The organism is Phycisphaerales bacterium (assembly GCA_016716475.1).
In the GTDB taxonomy this organism is placed as follows: domain Bacteria; phylum Planctomycetota; class Phycisphaerae; order UBA1845; family Fen-1342; genus JADJWG01.
The window spans coordinates 557,416-573,808 of sequence record JADJWG010000001.1 but is presented as its reverse complement, the minus strand read 5'-3'; the positions used below and the strand labels follow the sequence as shown (position 1 = coordinate 573,808).

Sequence of the window (16,393 nt, the reverse complement as noted above, 5' to 3'; positions counted from 1 at the left end):
CTATACGCGTGGAGCGCGTTCGACTTCGAGGCCGGCCGCGCGCAGGGCGATGAGAAAGCTCTCCTCGGCGTCGGCGTCTGTGAGCACGACGTCGACCTCCGTGAGTGCGGCCAGTCCGACCACCGCGCGGACGCCGAGCTTGCTGTGGTCCGCCAACAGGAAGACCTTGTCCGCGCGCTCCATGAGTTGCCGTTTCATGCGGGCCTGCTGGTCGTCCACCTCGCTCAACCCCCGTTCCAAATCGATCCCGCGTGTGGACATGAACAGCTTGTGAATATTCAGCCGTTCGAGGCCGTGCTCCGCGAGCAGACCGGTCCAGGAGCGCGAGCGTGGATCGAGCATTCCTCCGGTGGATACGACGCGGGTATTCGTGGAAGTACTGAGAGCGGCCGTCGCAACCAGCGAGTTCGTGACCACGGTCAGAGGCCAGTCGGGAAGGCGGCGCGCCAGTTCAAAGACCGTCGAACTGGCATCTAGTCCTATAATATCATTCTCGGAGATGTAGTTAAGAGCGTGATGGGCGATTGCGACCTTCAATTCGAGGTTGGCAGTTTGACGGACTTCAAAGGGTAGATCGCGACTGCCGCCGGCGATAGCGGTGGCGCCACCATGAGTCCGCACGAGGCGACCGGACTCTTCCAGCTTCTGCAAATCCCGCCGGATGGTCTCCTCCGTCACATGCAGGGTTTTCGCAAGCTCAGAAACGCGCACGGATTCCGCTTGGGTGAGCAGTCCGAGGATGCGGCGGTGGCGCTGGGGGGGCAGTAATGCCATGGCTTCACCCATGGGAGCAAAAAACCGGGTGTTCTTGGATTCCACAGTTGACTATGCCCGTTTATAGTGTTATTTATTGTTTTTATCAACGTATACACTGCGTATTTCTGTGTTTTGAATCCGATTATCTTTGGAAGCACCATGACGGCCCGTGTCTCACCACCCCTGCTGGAGATCGACCGCGACCGTGTTGCGCGGATTGTCGCGGACGTGGTTCGCGATCGGCTGGGGGTGCGGCGGCGCGCAGAAGAGCCGACGACGGAACATCGGCCGGTGGCGGGCGTTTGCCCGCCGCCGCGCGAGGGGATGGCGGTGAGCCCGGGGTCCCAGCGCAGGCCGGGTGCGCGTCCACTGGTCGTGAACATCTCCGTGCGGCACATGCACATCACACAAGAGCACCTGGAGATTCTGTTCGGACCTGGGGCGGAGCTGACACCGTTGCGGTGGCTGTATCAGGAGGGTCAGTTTGCAAGCGCGCAAACGGTGGACCTGGTCGGTCCGAAGCGGCGCATGCTGCAACAGGTCCGGATCCTGGGTCCGGTTCGGCCGGCGACGCAAATCGAACTGGCGTTCTCGGACGCGATTCTGTTGGGGATAGATGTGCCGGTACGGATGAGCGGCAAGATCGAGGGCACGCCGGGCTGCATCCTGCTCGGACCGCGCGGACACCTCGTACTGGAGCAGGGTGTGATCCGGGCCCAGCGGCATGTACACATGGCGCCGTCCGATGCGGCGGATTACGGGGTAGCACACGGCGCCGGGTTGGATCTTGTGATCGAGCACCCGACCTGCGGTTTGCGCCTGGGCGGGGTGATGGTGCGCGTCGATCCGCGCTTCAAGCTGGAAGTGCACCTGGATTCGGATGAAGGCAATGCGTGTGACTTGCCGGGTGCAACGGGCGTGCGGCTCGAGCGCCCCGCACACGGCAGCGTGGTGGAGTAGTCGCCCCGACATGGCGACAGGAGAACTGTGATGGCGGCGATAGCGGCATTGGGCATGGTGGAGACGCGCGGACTGGTCGCGCTGTGCGAAGCGACGGACGCAATGTTGAAGACGGCCGACGTGGAGCTGCTGGGGTGGCGCAAGGTCGGCAAAGGACTCGTAACGGCCTTTGTCGCGGGCGAGGTGGCGGCCGTGAAGTCCGCGATTGCGGCTGGGGAAGCGGCGGCAGCCAAAGTCGGTGAGGTGACGGCGACTCACATCATTCCGCGACCCCACGAGGAATTGAGCGGGCTGTATCCGGAGACGAAAGTGAAGCGGGGCGCCAAGTAGGCCGCCCACCAGGCGCCATGGGAGCAGGAACATGCAGGAATCACTTGGATTCATCGAGACGATCGGCACCAATGCGGCGGTGCGCGCGACGGATGCGATGTGCAAGGCGGCGAGTGTCCAACTCGTGCGGCGCATCGAGATCGGCGGGGCGTACGTCACGATCATCATCAAGGGGGATGTGGGCAGCGTGAAGGCCGCCGTTGATGCTGGTGCGGAGGCGGCCCACGAAGTGGGCGAACTGGTCGCGGCGCACGTGATCCCCCAGCCCCACGCCGCGTTGCTGGCGACATATGGCGAGTAGACCACGGGGCACACCGGTGGGATGGCGCAGCGCCGGCATGGTAGGGCCATGAACATCCTCGTGGTCAACATCGGCAGCACCTCGTTCAAGTTCCGCCTGTTCGACATGGCGGATGAGCACGTCATTGCGCAGGGGGCGATCGAGGGGATCGGCCGGTCCGAGGCGCAGGTCGCACTCTGGTGCGGTGCCGGGACTGCTGAGCAGGGCGTGGCCCGTGTCGCCGATCAGGCGGCGGCCGTTGCGCACTGCCTGGCGGCGCTGCAAGGGTGGCAGTTGCGAATCGATGCGGTCGGTTTCAAAGCTGTGCATGGTGGCGACTTGCCAGAAGTCGTACCCGTGTCGCCGGAGGTGCTGAGGGTCATGGAGACTTTCGCCGACGCGGCGCCGGCGCACAACCCGGCTTACGTGGCGGCGATGCGGGCCTGCGCGGCGCAGGTGCCGGGCGTGCCGCTGGTGGCCGCCTTCGAGACCGGCTTTCATCGCACGATTCCCGCGGCTCGCACGACCTTTGCGATTCCGCAGGAATGGACGGAGGCGTACGGCGTGCGGCGCTATGGCTTTCATGGGGCCTCGCACCGCTATGTCGCGGAGTACTGTGCGCGGGAGTTGGGGCGTGCGGACCTCCGCATCGTGTCGTGCCACCTGGGCGGCAGCAGTTCGGTGTGTGCCCTTGCAGCGGGGCAGAGTATGGCGAACAGTTTCGCGCTGACGCCGCAATCGGGATTGCCTCAGAACAACCGCGTGGGAGATTTCGACGCGTACGCGCTGCTGACGCTCCGGGCGCGCACGGGCCTGGATCTTGACACCCTCCTGGCGCGGATGGCGCGCGAGGGCGGGCTGCTGGGCATCAGCGGCGTGAGCAATGACATGCGGGAGGTGCTCGCGGCGGCCGCGGCGGGACACGCCCGGGCGGCGCTCGCGCGGGATGTATTCGTGGAGAGCGTGCGAGCTTACCTCGGATCGTACCTGGTGGTGCTCGGTGGACTCGATGCGCTGGTGTTCACCGGCGGCATCGGAGAACGCTCGGCGGAGATTCGGGCGCGAGTGTGTGCCGGGCTGGCATTTCTTGGGATCGAACTGGACTTGGAGCGCAACGCGCAGGCGCAGCCGGATGCGACGCTGTCGCGCGACGGTCTGGCGGTACGCGTGCTGGCGATTCGAACGAACGAAGAGTTGATCGTGGCACGACAGACGCGGGCGGTGCTCGCGGCGGTGGCCGCGTAGAAGGAGCAAGCGATGGCGAAGCAGGCGCTTGGATTGATCGAGACGCGCGGCCTGGTGCCGGCCGTGGAGGCCACGGATGTGGCACTCAAGGCGGCGAACGTGAGCTTGGCGGGCTTCCGCACGCCGGGGTCAGGATTGGTCAGTGTGGCGCTGGTCGGAGACGTGGCGGCGGTGCGGGCGGCCACGGAGGCCGGTGCGGCCGCGGCTGCGCGACTCGGCGAGGTGCTATCTGTCGAAGTGCTTTCGCGGCCGCATGATGAGATCGACAAGCTGGTGCCCGGCAAGTAGCGCCGCGGGGCGTGAAGGAGCAGCGTGATGTTCATCGGCAAGGTCACCGGCCACGTGGTGACGACGCAGAAAGAGCCGGCCATGGCGGATGCCAAGCTGCTTGTGGTTGAAGCCTACAACGCAGCCGGGGCTGGCACGCCCGGGCTGCGTGGCACGGGCAAGGTGCTCGTGGCGATCGATGCGTTGGGAGCCGGTCTCGGCGAGTTTGTGCTCGTGACGCAGGGCAGCTCGGCGCGCTTGTCGGAGCGCACGCGGCAAATGCCGGTGGATGCCATTGTGATCGGGCTTGTTGACAGCGTACGGTTGGGCGAGCGCGTGCTCGGGCGGGCGGAGCTCGACGAGAGTCACAAGGGGCCGAAGTGACGGGCGCAACCAGCAACCTATGCTTCTACTCCTTGCACTTCGTGTGCATGGTGATGTGGGTGCGGGTGCGAATCTGCAGGTGAACCATGCGAAGTGTTGACGGCACGGTGAACGAGGCACTCATCGCGGACGTCGTAGGTGAGGTCCTGCGGCGATTGGGTACAGATGCGCGGGGGGTGGGTGAAGTGCGCGAAAGGATTTCTTCTCCGGCGGCTGCCGCAGCGAGTGGAAAACAGGCGGCAGTAGGTTCATTCGGCGTGTTCTCTGGGGTGGATGCCGCGGTGGTGGCGGCGGGCCTGGCGCAGCGGAAGTTGGCACAGAGCCCGGTCGGGGCGCGGGCCGCGGCCGTGGACGCCATCCGGGCGGTACTGCGGCGCGACAAGGAGGAGCTTGGCCGCCTGGAATTCGAAGAGACGCGCATCGGCCGGCTGGCTCACAAGTTTGAGAAGCTCGATCTGGCGGCATCCGTGCCGGGGGTCGAGCTGTTGCGGACCGAGGCGACCAGCGGCGACCACGGGCTGACCGTCACCGAGTTTGCGCCCTACGGCGTGGTAGGTGTTGTGACGCCCGTCACGCACAGCGTGCCGACGCTGGGATGCAACGCCATCATGATCGTGGCCGCGGGTAACGGGCTCGTGTGCAACCCGCATCCGAATGGGGCCCGGTGCGCGGTGGAGGCGACGCGGCGGTTCAATCAGGCGATTGTCGAGCAGATCGGCATCGACAATCTCGTTTGCACGATCGCGAACCCGACGCTCGACACCGCCGGTGAGATATTCAAGCACCCGCAGATCCAGATGCTCCTGGTGACGGGCGGGCCGGGCGTGGCGCGGGCGGCGCTGGCGAGCGGCAAGCGTGCCGTCGTGGCCGGGCCGGGGAATCCGCCGGTGGTGGTGGATGAGACCGCCGACCTCGACAAAGCAGCCCGTGGCATTATCCAGGGGGCCGGCTACGACAACAACCTCCTGTGCATCGGGGAGAAGGAAGTCTTCGTCGTACAGGCGGTGGCCGAACCGCTGCTGGCGGCGCTCGCGCGGCACGGGGCGCACCGGTTGTCGACGGCGCAGATGGATGAGCTGGCGACCCGCGTTCTGCATCGCGATGAGACGACCGGCCACTGGCATGCGCGAAAGGAGTACATTGGTCAGGATGCGGCGGTACTTGCGGAGGTAATCGGTGTGCGGATCGACCGCGCGGTGCCGCTGCTGTTCGGGCCTGTGGACGAGCGAAATCCGCTGCTGCCCTGCGAGCAGATGATGCCGTTGTTGCCTGTGCTGGCGGTCCCCGACGTGGCCACAGCGATTGCGAAGGCGGTGCAGTACGAGCACGGCTTCAAGCACACGGCGATGATCTGGTCGCGGGACGTGGAAACGCTGACGCAGATGGGGCGGGCGTGTGATACGACGTTGTACGTGAAGAACGGGCCGTGCATGGCCGGGTTGGGTGTCGGCGGGCAGGGCTATTGTTCGTTCTCGATCGCCTCGCCCACGGGCGAAGGCGTGACGAGCCCGCTGTCCTTCACACGCTACCGGCGGTGCGTGATGGTGGACAGTCTGCGGATTTTCTGAGAGTGCGTGCGGCGCTGAGGGGTGGCGCTGGGCTGGACAGGTGAACGCTGGCAGTGGTGTTCCTCGGGGAACAGCCGGGTGCGCGAAGGAGTAGATGTGTTACTGGGACGTGTCTGTGGACATGCGACTTCGACGGTGAAGCACGCGTCGCTCGCGGGCGTGCGGCTCGTGCTCGTACAGCCGGAGCGGTCACTCACGGTCGAGCCGCTGCTGGCGCTCGACCGGCTCGGCGTGGCGTCCGGTGACCAGGTGGTGATCAGCAGTGACGGCCCAAGCGCGCGGGAGTTCGTGCACGATGCGACCTCGCCGGCGCGCTGGACCATCGTCGGCATTGTGGATCCGGTGCAGAGAAAGTGGGCACGATGAAGCGGTCACTGGTGACGGTAAAGACGCTGACGGCGCAAATGCGCGCCCAGGGACGCATTGAACTGCCGCCTGGTGCGCTGATCACCCCCGCCGCGGCCGACTGGTTGCGCGGCACGCGTACACCGGTGCAGCCCGCGCCCGCCGCCGAGGTGACCGTGGACGCCGGGCCGCGGGTGAACGTGGTGGGTGACGCGGCGAACCCGGTCGTGTCGATGCTGTTACCCGCCCTGGAGCGGCGGCGCAATGTGCGCTTCCTGCCGTGCCACGGCCACATGACGGGACTGCTGGCCGCGATCACCGTGGCGAGCGAAGACCTGGCGAAGTGCGCGCAGCGGCGTGCGATCGCGTTGCTGCGTGACGGGGCGATCGTGAACTGCGTGGCGAACCACCAGCTGGGCGTACGTGCCGCGCTCGTCACCCGGCCGGCGGCTCTGTACGAACTGATGCGCCGGTTGGGGCTGAACTTCCTGATCCTGGAGACGGAGCGGCTGGCGGTACGACAGATGCAGGCGCTGATGGATACGTTTCTCGACGGGGAACTCGGCCAGGAAGCGGTGATTGCGGATGTCCTGGACGGCCGGAGGCCTGCACCGACGCCGCACATCGCAGGGCCGCACACGGAGCGCGTCGTATGCTGACTGCGGAGCGCGGCAGACCGGGTCCTGCGGCCGACACCTGCGGGGAGTACTGACATGCGAATCGGCGCAGTGATCGGCACCGTCACACTGTCGCACCGGCTGGAGAGTTTGGCCGGTGGTCGGCTGCTCCTCGTTCAGCCCTTGGGCGCGCCCGCGCTTGCGCTTGCGGGTGCGGGCGCGGCAGTGGCTGAAGCGCTGGTGGTTTATGACGAGTTGAACCCCGGACTGGGAGCGCGTGTCGCGTTCAGCGAAGGCCGTGAGGCGGCGATGCCGTTTCACCCGCGACCGGTGCCGATTGATGCCTATTGCGCCGCGCTGCTGGATGCCGTGCAGATCGAACGGGTGGGTGTGGAGGAGCACGCGTGATGGTGGAGAAGTCCCTCGACTGCAAGCTCGCCCGGATCAAGGCCGATCCGGCGTGCCGTGATTTCATCCTCGCGGATGCGAAGGATGCCGACATGGCCTTTGGCATCGCGGCACCCGGCCGCAGCCCGGAAATGCACACCCACGAGGGGCGTTATCGCAGCTTGGCGGAATACCGCGAGTGTATACGGGCCGTCGTGCAGCAGGGGCTGGTGGACATCATGCTGATGTCAGCCCACACGAACGCACTGCTGACGATCGAGGAGCGGCTGTTCGATAATTCGCCCATCACACCGGCCGCCCGGGCGAATGACACGAGTGACATCCATGTGGTACGTGGCGGCGTTTATCCGGCGCAGCCCTCGTGGCCGTTCCAGACAACCACGATCGACCACATCCAGTGCGGGCGGGTGGAGTGCCAGGACGAGGAGCGGGTGCGCGGCGCAAGTCTTGGACTCTACAGCGTGACCTTCAACAACGACCTGGCACTCGACCAGGCGACGCTGGCGGCCTACAAGGCCTTTCGACTGGAAGCTGAGCAGAAGGGCTTCCGCCACTTTCTGGAGGTCTTCGATCCCAACGCGCCGCAGAACGCGCTCGACCCCGCCCGTGTCGGAGCATTCGTGAACGACATGATTGCCCGCATGCTCGCGGGTGTGCCCCCGGCGGGGCGCCCGGTGTTCCTGAAGATGGTGTACCACGGGCCCAGGTTCACCGAGGAACTGGCCGCCTATGACCCGACACTCGTGATCGGGGTGCTGGGCGGGTCGGCGGGGACGACCTACGACGCCTTCAAGCTGCTCGCCGAGGCCCAGAAGCATGGTGCCCGTGCGGCACTGTTCGGCCGGAAGATTAACAACGCCGAGCACCAGCTCGCGTTCGTGGCCATGCTGCGGCACATCGCGGATGGCGATCTGACGCCCGAAGAAGCGGTGCATGCCTATCACGGCGTACTGGAAAAACTCGGGGTGCGCCCGCACCGCGCGCTCGCGGACGACTTGCAGCTCACCGACGCGACGATGAGCTACGGCGGGGCGCGCGGCCGTGTGACGGTGCCGGGCTCCCGGCCGGGCGGGAATGGCGTGGTCCGACCCGCGCCCGACAAGCTCGACCGGCCGGTCGTGGCGGCCATGAACGGGGCCGAACGGCTGGCCTACTTCCGGCAGCGGATCCGCGGCACGGGGGACGGGCGATGAGTCTGAGTGCGCCGCAGAAGGCAAAACGGCTGGCGCGCCTCGCCGGGCACGGTGTCGTCGGTGCCGGCGGCGCGGGTTTCCCGGCGCATGTGAAGCTCGCGGCTGAGGCGGAGTGCATCATCCTCAATGCAGCCGAGTGTGAGCCGCTGCTGCACAAGGACAAGGAGGTGCTGCGGCACTTCACGGACGAGGTACTGGAGGGCCTGCGACAGGCGGCCGAATTGGTCGGGGCACGCGATCTCGTGGTCGGCGTGAAGGGCAAGTACGAGGATGTGATTGAACACATCACTCCGCGGCTGCCCCCTGGGGGCCGCATCGTACCGCTGACCGACAGTTATCCGAGTGGTGACGAGTTCATTCTCGTCTACGACGTGACCGGGCGGGTGGTTCCACCGGGCGGGCTGCCGTTGGCGGTCGGATGCGTTGTGATCAATGTCGAGACCGCGTTGAATATCGCCGCGGATGTTCCAGTGACGACGAAATTCCTGACGGTCGCGGGTGCCGTGCAGACGCCCTGCACGGTCCGTGTGCCGGTGGGCATCACCTTTCGCGAAGTGGTTGCGCTGGCGGGCGGCGCGACGGTCGCTCAGGCGCGGCTGCTGAGCGGCGGCGCGATGATGGGGCAGGCGGTGGCGTGGGAGGATCCGATCCCGAAAACTTGTGGTGGGCTGCTGGTACTGCCGCAGGACCACTTCCTGGTGCGGCGGTATGACCTCCCGTGGAAAGCGATCGCTCAGATCGGCGCGAGCGCCTGCGATCAGTGTTCGTTCTGCACGGAGTTCTGCCCGCGCTACCTGTTGGGTCACCCGCTTGAACCGCACAAGGCCATGCGCGCGCTCGGGTTCGTGGAGAATCTCGAGCCGCAGGTCCTTGGCACCCAGTTCTGCTGTGAATGCAACCTGTGCACCATGATGGCTTGCCCTGAGGATCTCGACCCCAAGAACGTCTGCACGCACAACAAGCGGGCGCTGGCGACCGCCAAGCAGAAGTGGCAGGTCGATGCGCACCCCTACCGTGCAGCACTGCACCTGGACAACCGGCGCGTGCCGATCAGTCGGTTGATTCACAAGCTGGGACTGCGGGGTTTCCGCAACGAGGGGCCGCTGGTGCCGAGTGAACTGCACCCGGTGCGCGTGCAGTTGCCCCTGAAGCAGCACGCGGGACCCCCGGCGCGACCGGTCGTAGTGGACGGGGATCGTGTGCACGTGGGTGATTGTGTCGCGGAGCCGGCCGCGGGAGCGCTCGGCGCTACTGTGCATGCGTCGATCGGTGGTGTGTGCCGGGTGCTGCCGGATCGGATCGAAGTTATGGCTGCCCCGGGGCACTGACAGCATCCGATGTGGGCCGCTGTGCTCGAACGGAGCCCGAAGATGATCGAATCGGTCGCGTTGCTCGAACTTACCTCGATCGGCTATGGCTTCGTCGCACAGGATGCGATGCTGAAGGCCGGCGACGTGCGGCTGCTGCTGGCGCGGACGATCTGTTCTGGCAAGTATTTCATCGCCATGACCGGGCGCGTGGCGGAGGCGACGTCGGCGGTGGAGGCGGGCATCGCGGCGATTCCCGATGGCCTGATCGACCACGCCGTGATCCCGCGTGTGCATCCGGCCGTGTTTCGGGCGCTGGGCCAGGCGGTCGAACTGACGGTGCCGCTCGCGGGCGGAAAACAGCCCGAGATTCCGCGGGCCCTCGGCATTGTCGAGACCTTTTCCGGTGTCAGCGTGCTGGAGGCGGCCGACGCGGCTGCGAAGGCCGGGAACGTCACACTGCTGCGAATACACCTCGCCATGGCGCTCGGTGGCAAGGGCTACCTGCTGATAGCGGGCACTGTCGGAGATGTGCAGGCGAGTGTCGCGGCCGGGGCGGAGGTGGTACGGCGCAAGGGCCTGTTGGTCTCAGCGGTGACCATCCCGGGACCGTCGCGCGAGCTGTTCGCGGAATACATCTGACGAACGCAGCGGCCCGCGCATGCCTGGGAGGGGTTCGGTTACGCCGGGGGCGCGGTATCCTCCCGCGCGGCGGATCGTCCGCCTGGAGGAACGGCTGCACATGACCGCTTCGCGTGACCGTCTGCTCGCCGCGCTCGAACGCCAACAGCCCGACCGACTGCCGATGATCGACCTGACCTACTGGCCGGAGACGCTCGAGCGCTGGAAGCTTGAGGGTTATCCACCCGGCGCCGATCCCGCGGAGTACTTCGGTCTCGACCGGCTCGTCTGCATCAACGACCTGTTTGATCCCTCGTTCGGACTGCCCGAGCGCACACTCGAAGAGACGGTCGAGCAGCGCATCTACGTCGATCGCTACGGCAAGACGATGAAGGAGTGGCGCACGGCCACCAGCCCGCCGAGCATCCTGGCGCCTGCCCTGCGGACACCGGCAGAGTGGGTGGCGCTGAAGTCACGGCTGACTCCGGGCGATGACAAGTTCAACAATCCAGAAGCCGAGCGGCAATACGCGGCTGCGGCGGAGGCGGGGGAGTTCCTGGCGATCACGCCGGCTGAGCCGTTGTGGTTCGTTCTGGAACTGACGATGGGCTTCGAGTTGGGGCTCGTTGGGGTGGTGCGGCAGAAGGCGCTCATCGCGGACATGGTGGCGACGTACACGGACTACCTCGTCGCCATGCTGGATCGCACGTTGGCGCGCGGGTACCGCTTCGACGCCCTGTGGTTCTGGAGTGACCTGTGCTATCGCAATGGGCTGCTGCTGTCACCGCGCAGCGTGCGCGAACTGGTGCTGCCGCACTGGGTGCGGCTGGGGTTGTGGGCGCACGACCATGGGATGAAGTTCATGTTCCACTGTGATGGTGACGTCGGGCAACTTCTGCCGTTGCTGCTGGAAGCGGGGCTCGACGCGATTCATCCGCTGGAGGTGCGGGCGGGGAACGATGCCCGTTCGTACAAGCGGCTGTACGGCGACCGGCTGTGCCTGATCGGCAATATCGACGCGGACGTTATCGCGACGAACGACCGGGCGGCGATCGCGGCCGAGGTGGCGGCGAAGGTGCCGGTGCTGGCCGAGGGCGGCGGATACATCTACCACATCGACCACTCGGTGCCACCGACGATCTCGCTGGAGAGCTACCGGTACCTGCTGGAATGCGTGCGGCGACATGTGCCAGCGTGAGCCGGGACAAGGTACCCGTTTCATTGGGGCGCGGAGCAAAGTGGGAGCGTGACATGGCCGCATGGTTGTTGGGGCTGCGGGTGTGTGGAACCGGGGATCCGAGGCGACGGGTACCGGCCAGTATGCCTTGCTTCAGTGTCCTGTTGCTCTTTCTGTCCGGGTGCGCGCACACCCCGTGTCCGGTCTTACAGTCTGCGGCGATTCGGCGTGAGACCCTGACGCTCGAGTCGGGCGGGCCGCGGGTGGTCATCCAACTCGCCTATCGCCCCGGGATTGTGGCGCGGCACCCGTCGATCCTGATGATGGGGGCACTCGCCCCTGATGAACTGCCGGAGTGGAGCGCGGACCTGGTCGATGCAGGGTTCATGCTGGTGGCCTTCACCGTGTACCACGAGCCCGACCCCGACCCGACCCGCCGGCCGGTGTGGCTGTTCTGGGATCAGCGCTTCGCCCATGGCTATACGCTCGGTGGGCAGCGCGCCCCGGTCGATGCCGCCCGCGTGATGGATTTCCTCGCGCAGCGGCCGGATGTGCAGCCGGACCGGTTTGGTTGGTTCGGCAGCTCGTCGACGGGCATCCCCGGCCTGGCAGTGGCGACGCGCGAGCCGCGACTGGCGGCGGTCGTGGCATTCGTCAGCACCGGTGCGTACCGCCAATGGTTCGAGACGTGGCACACGAACGGGCTCTGGCAGGGGGTGACGCCGGAGCTGTGGCCGGAGACGGAGGAGCTGCTGCACGAGCACGATCCGATCCGGCGGGCGGCGGCAATGTACCCGTGTGCAGTGCTGCTGGTCTGTGGCGCCGAGGATCCGATCGTCGATCCTGACACGGCGCGGGCGTTCTTCGCTGCCGCCCGGCCGGCGTACGCGGCCGATCCGGAGCGGTTGCGGTTGGTGGTCTACGAGGGTTTTGGGCACAACCTGCCGGTGGACGTGGTGCGGATGTACGCGGAGCACTGGTTCCGGATGTACCTGCAACCGCAGAACGCCGCACCCGTAGCGGGCAAGTGAATGCGCGGCGTCACAAGAAAGCAGGAGGGCGGGCGAATCAGCATGGGAAGGGCACCCAGCGCTGGTGGCAATCCTGGGCGGCGCACTGCTGGTGTTCGTGCTGTATCTCCTGTGGTGCTTGCCGGGCTTGCCGGTTGGCGTGCGGGGCCTGGCGCTGCTGCTGGGGCCGTGGTTCGGGGGGCTGATCGCGGGTACGCGCGGACCGCGGCCGGTGTTCCAAGGCGCGGCGGCGTGTGCACTGGCCGTATTGGCGTGGATGGCGGTGGGCGCTTGGCGCGCCGGTCCAGCCGAATCACCCTGCGAAAGCGGCACCTGGAGCGAGCTTGCTGCGGTGACGGGTGAAGCGGCTGCGACGGTGATGCTGACTCTGTACGCGGCTGGGGCTGGCGCACTGGCGGCGTGGTACCAGTCGCGTGGGGGGAGTGCGAATCACCCCGGGGCGCCCGGAGACCACCGGGAGACGGAGTGAATCAGCTCACGGCCGGCTTCATGAGCTGAGTGCGTTTGTCCCACTCACCGCCATTATCTCGAGTGGCGGACCACGGCCGGTAAACCGCGCGCGGCGCGGTCGCGGTCGATGATCGCGTGCGTGGCCCGGACGGCTTCGTCGAGTGCTGCCTGCGGCGACTTCTCCCCGCGCACCGCGTCGATGATGGCGCGCGTGATCTGGGCCTCCAGGTCGGCCTGGTAGGGTGCGAGCACGAGGAAGCCCGGCCGCTCGCCCGTTTGCGGGTCCGGCGTGATCGCGTATTCCAGCCAGGCCGCACGGTCGGCGAAGCGCTCCGGCGGCATGGGCGGGACGAGCACGGCGCGGCGGCCACCCTCGGCCGCGACGGTGCCGGCCGTGCTGCGGAATTCATCGGACCGGATCACCGAGAGCCGCGCCGGGGGCGCGACGCGCAGCATGTTCCAATAGGTCAGCGATTGCTCACGGTCGGTGAGCCAGCGGATCATGCGCCACGCCATCTCCGGGTTGCGGCTGTGAGCGCTGATGCACCAGATTACGGAGCCGCTGATCACGGCGCGGCGGCGGTGGCGCGGCAGCGGAGCGATGGCGAAATCGAGTCCGGGGTTGTCGAGCTCGATGTTCGGTGCGCGCCAGCTCCCGTCGAGCAGCATCGCCAGCCGCCCGACCTTGAAGAGCGCATCCGGACCACTGGCAGTGTCGGCCATTTCGTAGGAGCGAATCGGGGCGTTGCGCGGCACGAGCGTGACGATCAGCTCCAGCGCCTCGACTCCTGCAGGGGTGTTGATCAGGGCGGTGGTCTGGTCTGGATCCCAGGCCACGGCGCCGGCCTGGTAGAGAAAGGTGAGGAACGGCCAGGCCCACAGATCGAAGGCGATGCCATTCTGCGTGACACGGCCGGTTGCATCGGTGAGCGTCAGCAGGCGGGCGGCGCGGCGGAGGTCGTCCCAGGTCCAGTCGGCGTGCGGGTAGCTGAGCGGGTCGTCGGGGTGAGCGGCGTTGTGGGCGTCGAAAAGCGTCTTGTTGTAATACAACCCGTACTGGGCATTGTCCGAGGGCAGGGCGTAACGCACGCCGTCGATCGCCAGCGCGTCCCAGAGCTGCGGAAAGTAGTCGGTCTGCTCCTCAAGGGTGAGGCCGAGAACCGGGTCCGCGATGTACTCATCGAGAGGTCTCACCATGCCCTTGGAGACCATTGCGTGGTAGACGTTGATCGGTGTGCGCATGACGTCGGCGCCGCGACCGACGGCGTGCCAGGCCTCGTACTTGGGGATGACGTCGTAGTAGCGCTGGTAGTTGACCGCCAGGCCGGGGTGGCGGGCCTCAAAGCCGCGGGCATAGTGATCTTCGAACAGCAGATCCTCGAATGGCATGCCCCAGACGGTCATGAGGAGCTCATGCGACGGGTCGCGTAGTGTCCGCTGCCAAGGCCAGAGCGCCGCGGCCGTTCCGAGGATGATGACGATCAGCAGTGTGTGACTGGAGCGCATGGCGGTTCCTGTTGGAGATCAGTCCCTTTCCGCGCAGCACGTGCCGGGGGCGCGTGCCACCACGCGTGCAGTGCCGGGACGATTTCGGACCATGATCACTCCTTCACGCCCGTCAGCGCGATGCCCTGCACAAACGCGCGCTGGAAGATCAGAAACACCACGATCATCGGTACGGTGATGATCGTGGCGGCCGCCATCTGCATCGGCCACGAGTCCCCGTACATGCCGCTCGCCAGGGCTGCGACCGCGAGCGGCAGTGTAGCCATGCGGTCGGAGTCAATCACGATCAGCGGCCAGAAGAACGAGTTCCAATGCGCCATGAACGTGAAAATCGCGAGCGCGCCGAGCGCGGGGCGCACCGTCGGAAGCACGATATACCGGAAGAGTTCGAAGTCGGAGAGGCCGTCGAGCCGACCGGCGTCGAGCAGACTGTCGGGCACGCTGATCATCGCTTGCCGCAGGTAGAAAATGCCGAAGGCGGACGCCAGGAACGGGACGATCAGCGCCTGGTAGTTGTCGACGTAGCCGAGTTGCACGCAGAGGATGTAGACGAAGATGAAATACACCTGGTACGGCAGCATCAGCGTGGCGAGCGTCAGTCCGAAGAGAATCCGCCGGCCGGCAAAGCGCAGCTTGGCGAACGCGAACCCCGCCAGCGCGTTGTGGAGCACTGAGACCACCGTGACCACGACGGCCACCAGCACGCTGTTGAGGTAGTAGCGGTCGAGGCGCGCGGCCTGCCACGCATCCACGTAGTTGCCCCACTGCCACGAGCCGGGGGCTCCCGGCGGCAGCCAGCGCGGGGTCTCGGCGATGGCCTGCGTACGCGTCTTCAACGATGTGGAGACCATCCACGCGAACGGCAGCACCATCGTCGCGGCCCCGGTGTACACCAGCACATGCACCAGCAGCCGGGTGAGACGGGCGGGTTGGCGTGGCCGTGTCATGCCCGCCCCCCCCGGCGTTCGCGCCGCTCGCGGAGCCACCACAATTCGAGCACCGTGATGACGGCGGTCAGCGCCAGGATCACGGCGCCGATCGTGGCAGCATAGCCCATCCGGCCTTGGGTGAATTCGCGGTAGAGGTACAGGTTGAGAACATCCGTCCAGTTCTGCTGGGTGCGTCCGATCATGACGTAGACGACGTCGAAAACCTGCAGCGCGCCGATCATGCCGGTGATCAGCAGGAACACAGTCATCGGACGCACCGTTGGCCAGGTGATGCGCCACAGCGTCTGCCACGGGCCGGCACCGTCGACGGCGGCGGCGTCATAGAGTGCCCGCGGGACGTTACCGATGGCGGCCAGGTACAGCACCACCGAGAAGCCCAGACCGCGCCACACGGAAACCGCGATGATCGTGGTCAGCCCCCAGGGACTGTTGCCCAGCCAGTTGGGCAGGGTCAGTGTGATGCGTTCGCAGGGCCAGCCGAGCGCATGCGGGATATTCAGCAGCCGTTCCAGTGGCGGCAGCAGCGGTTCGACGGCGTGGTTCAGCAAGCCGGCATCCGACGGTTCCAGCACCCACCGCCAGATCAGTCCGATCGCCACGATCGAGATCACCATCGGCAGGAAATAGAGGGTACGCATCAACGTCCGGCCCACGAACCATTCGGCATGGAGGGCCGCGGCGAGGGGAAACGCGAGAATGACGGTCAGAGGCACGGACAGGGCGGAGAAGATCAGCGTATTCCGCAGGGCGAGGTGCAACGTCGGATCACGGCTGGCGGCGATGAAATTGCTCAGCCCGACAAACCGTGGCGGCGTGCCACCACTCCATTCAAAGGCGCTGAGTGCCAGACCGGCCACCGTGGGCAACGCGGTAAAGAGAAACAGGATTGCCAGCGGGAAGGCGACAAACCCCCAACCGGAAACGGATGGCCTGCGGGGATTCAACACGTGCTCCGGCCGGGGAGAAAAAAGCGAGCCCGAAATCGTCCGGGAGCCCGC

20 protein-coding genes are annotated in these 16,393 nt (G+C 66.5%); 16 read left to right on the top strand and 4 right to left on the bottom strand.

Annotation, left to right across the window (positions count from 1 at the left end):
- Positions 1–774 (bottom strand): DeoR/GlpR transcriptional regulator, encoded by a 774-nt coding sequence (locus IPM18_02480; GenBank protein MBK9118455.1) that lies wholly within the window; start codon positions 772–774, stop codon positions 1–3.
- Positions 775–915: 141 nt separating this feature from the next.
- Here IPM18_02480 and pduL point away from each other — a divergent pair, with 141 nt between their 5' ends.
- From pduL to IPM18_02400, 16 genes are all read left to right on the top strand, one after another.
- Complete coding sequence (pduL, locus tag IPM18_02475) at positions 916–1,716, top strand: phosphate propanoyltransferase (protein MBK9118454.1); 801 nt, start codon at positions 916–918, stop codon at positions 1,714–1,716.
- 30 nt (positions 1,717–1,746) lie between these two features.
- Positions 1,747–2,046 carry a BMC domain-containing protein gene (locus IPM18_02470; GenBank protein MBK9118453.1) on the top strand — a complete coding sequence of 100 codons (300 nt, stop codon included), beginning with the start codon at positions 1,747–1,749 and terminating at the stop codon, positions 2,044–2,046.
- Between the two features lie 31 nt (positions 2,047–2,077).
- On the top strand, positions 2,078–2,347 hold the full coding sequence (locus IPM18_02465) for a BMC domain-containing protein (GenBank protein ID MBK9118452.1): 270 nt from the start codon (positions 2,078–2,080) through the stop codon (positions 2,345–2,347).
- A 48-nt stretch (positions 2,348–2,395) separates the two neighbouring features.
- Positions 2,396–3,571, top strand: a complete 1,176-nt coding sequence (locus tag IPM18_02460; GenBank protein MBK9118451.1) for an acetate/propionate family kinase — start codon at positions 2,396–2,398, stop codon at positions 3,569–3,571.
- Between the two features lie 12 nt (positions 3,572–3,583).
- Positions 3,584–3,859, top strand: coding sequence for a BMC domain-containing protein (locus tag IPM18_02455; protein MBK9118450.1), 276 nt, complete (start codon positions 3,584–3,586; stop codon positions 3,857–3,859).
- Between the two features lie 27 nt (positions 3,860–3,886).
- On the top strand, positions 3,887–4,222 hold the full coding sequence (locus IPM18_02450) for a EutN/CcmL family microcompartment protein (GenBank protein ID MBK9118449.1): 336 nt from the start codon (positions 3,887–3,889) through the stop codon (positions 4,220–4,222).
- Between the two features lie 86 nt (positions 4,223–4,308).
- A complete protein-coding gene (locus IPM18_02445; GenBank protein ID MBK9118448.1) occupies positions 4,309–5,790 on the top strand; it encodes an aldehyde dehydrogenase in 1,482 nt (493 codons plus the stop codon).
- A 96-nt stretch (positions 5,791–5,886) separates the two neighbouring features.
- On the top strand, positions 5,887–6,156 hold the full coding sequence (locus tag IPM18_02440; GenBank protein MBK9118447.1) for an ethanolamine utilization protein EutN: 270 nt from the start codon (positions 5,887–5,889) through the stop codon (positions 6,154–6,156).
- Positions 6,153–6,794 (top strand): hypothetical protein, encoded by a 642-nt coding sequence (locus tag IPM18_02435; protein ID MBK9118446.1) that lies wholly within the window; start codon positions 6,153–6,155, stop codon positions 6,792–6,794. Before IPM18_02440 ends, IPM18_02435 begins: the two co-directional genes overlap by 4 nt.
- 54 nt (positions 6,795–6,848) lie before the next feature.
- Positions 6,849–7,160 (top strand): carbon dioxide concentrating mechanism protein CcmL, encoded by a 312-nt coding sequence (locus tag IPM18_02430; protein ID MBK9118445.1) that lies wholly within the window; start codon positions 6,849–6,851, stop codon positions 7,158–7,160.
- A 2-nt stretch (positions 7,161–7,162) separates the two neighbouring features.
- Positions 7,163–8,353, top strand: coding sequence for a hypothetical protein (locus tag IPM18_02425; protein ID MBK9118444.1), 1,191 nt, complete (start codon positions 7,163–7,165; stop codon positions 8,351–8,353).
- Positions 8,350–9,681, top strand: a complete 1,332-nt coding sequence (locus IPM18_02420; protein MBK9118443.1) for an SLBB domain-containing protein — start codon at positions 8,350–8,352, stop codon at positions 9,679–9,681. Before IPM18_02425 ends, IPM18_02420 begins: the two co-directional genes overlap by 4 nt.
- A 42-nt stretch (positions 9,682–9,723) precedes the next feature.
- Positions 9,724–10,302, top strand: coding sequence for a BMC domain-containing protein (locus IPM18_02415; protein MBK9118442.1), 579 nt, complete (start codon positions 9,724–9,726; stop codon positions 10,300–10,302).
- A 100-nt stretch (positions 10,303–10,402) separates the two neighbouring features.
- Complete coding sequence (locus IPM18_02410) at positions 10,403–11,479, top strand: hypothetical protein (GenBank protein MBK9118441.1); 1,077 nt, start codon at positions 10,403–10,405, stop codon at positions 11,477–11,479.
- 53 nt (positions 11,480–11,532) lie between these two features.
- On the top strand, positions 11,533–12,489 hold the full coding sequence (locus IPM18_02405) for a prolyl oligopeptidase family serine peptidase (GenBank protein MBK9118440.1): 957 nt from the start codon (positions 11,533–11,535) through the stop codon (positions 12,487–12,489).
- A gap of 64 nt (positions 12,490–12,553) precedes the next feature.
- The gene (locus IPM18_02400) at positions 12,554–12,958 is read left to right on the top strand and encodes a hypothetical protein (GenBank protein ID MBK9118439.1); all 405 of its coding nucleotides are present in this window, start codon (positions 12,554–12,556) and stop codon (positions 12,956–12,958) included.
- 53 nt (positions 12,959–13,011) lie between these two features.
- On the opposite strand, the gene IPM18_02395 is transcribed toward IPM18_02400, so the two are convergent.
- The 3 genes from IPM18_02395 to IPM18_02385 form a co-directional block, all read right to left on the bottom strand.
- A complete protein-coding gene (locus tag IPM18_02395; protein MBK9118438.1) occupies positions 13,012–14,445 on the bottom strand; it encodes an extracellular solute-binding protein in 1,434 nt (477 codons plus the stop codon).
- A 95-nt stretch (positions 14,446–14,540) separates the two neighbouring features.
- The gene (locus tag IPM18_02390) at positions 14,541–15,392 is read right to left on the bottom strand and encodes a carbohydrate ABC transporter permease (protein ID MBK9118437.1); all 852 of its coding nucleotides are present in this window, start codon (positions 15,390–15,392) and stop codon (positions 14,541–14,543) included.
- The gene (locus IPM18_02385; GenBank protein MBK9118436.1) at positions 15,389–16,339 is read right to left on the bottom strand and encodes a sugar ABC transporter permease; all 951 of its coding nucleotides are present in this window, start codon (positions 16,337–16,339) and stop codon (positions 15,389–15,391) included. Before IPM18_02385 ends, IPM18_02390 begins: the two co-directional genes overlap by 4 nt.
- Between the last annotated feature and the right edge of the window lie 54 nt (positions 16,340–16,393).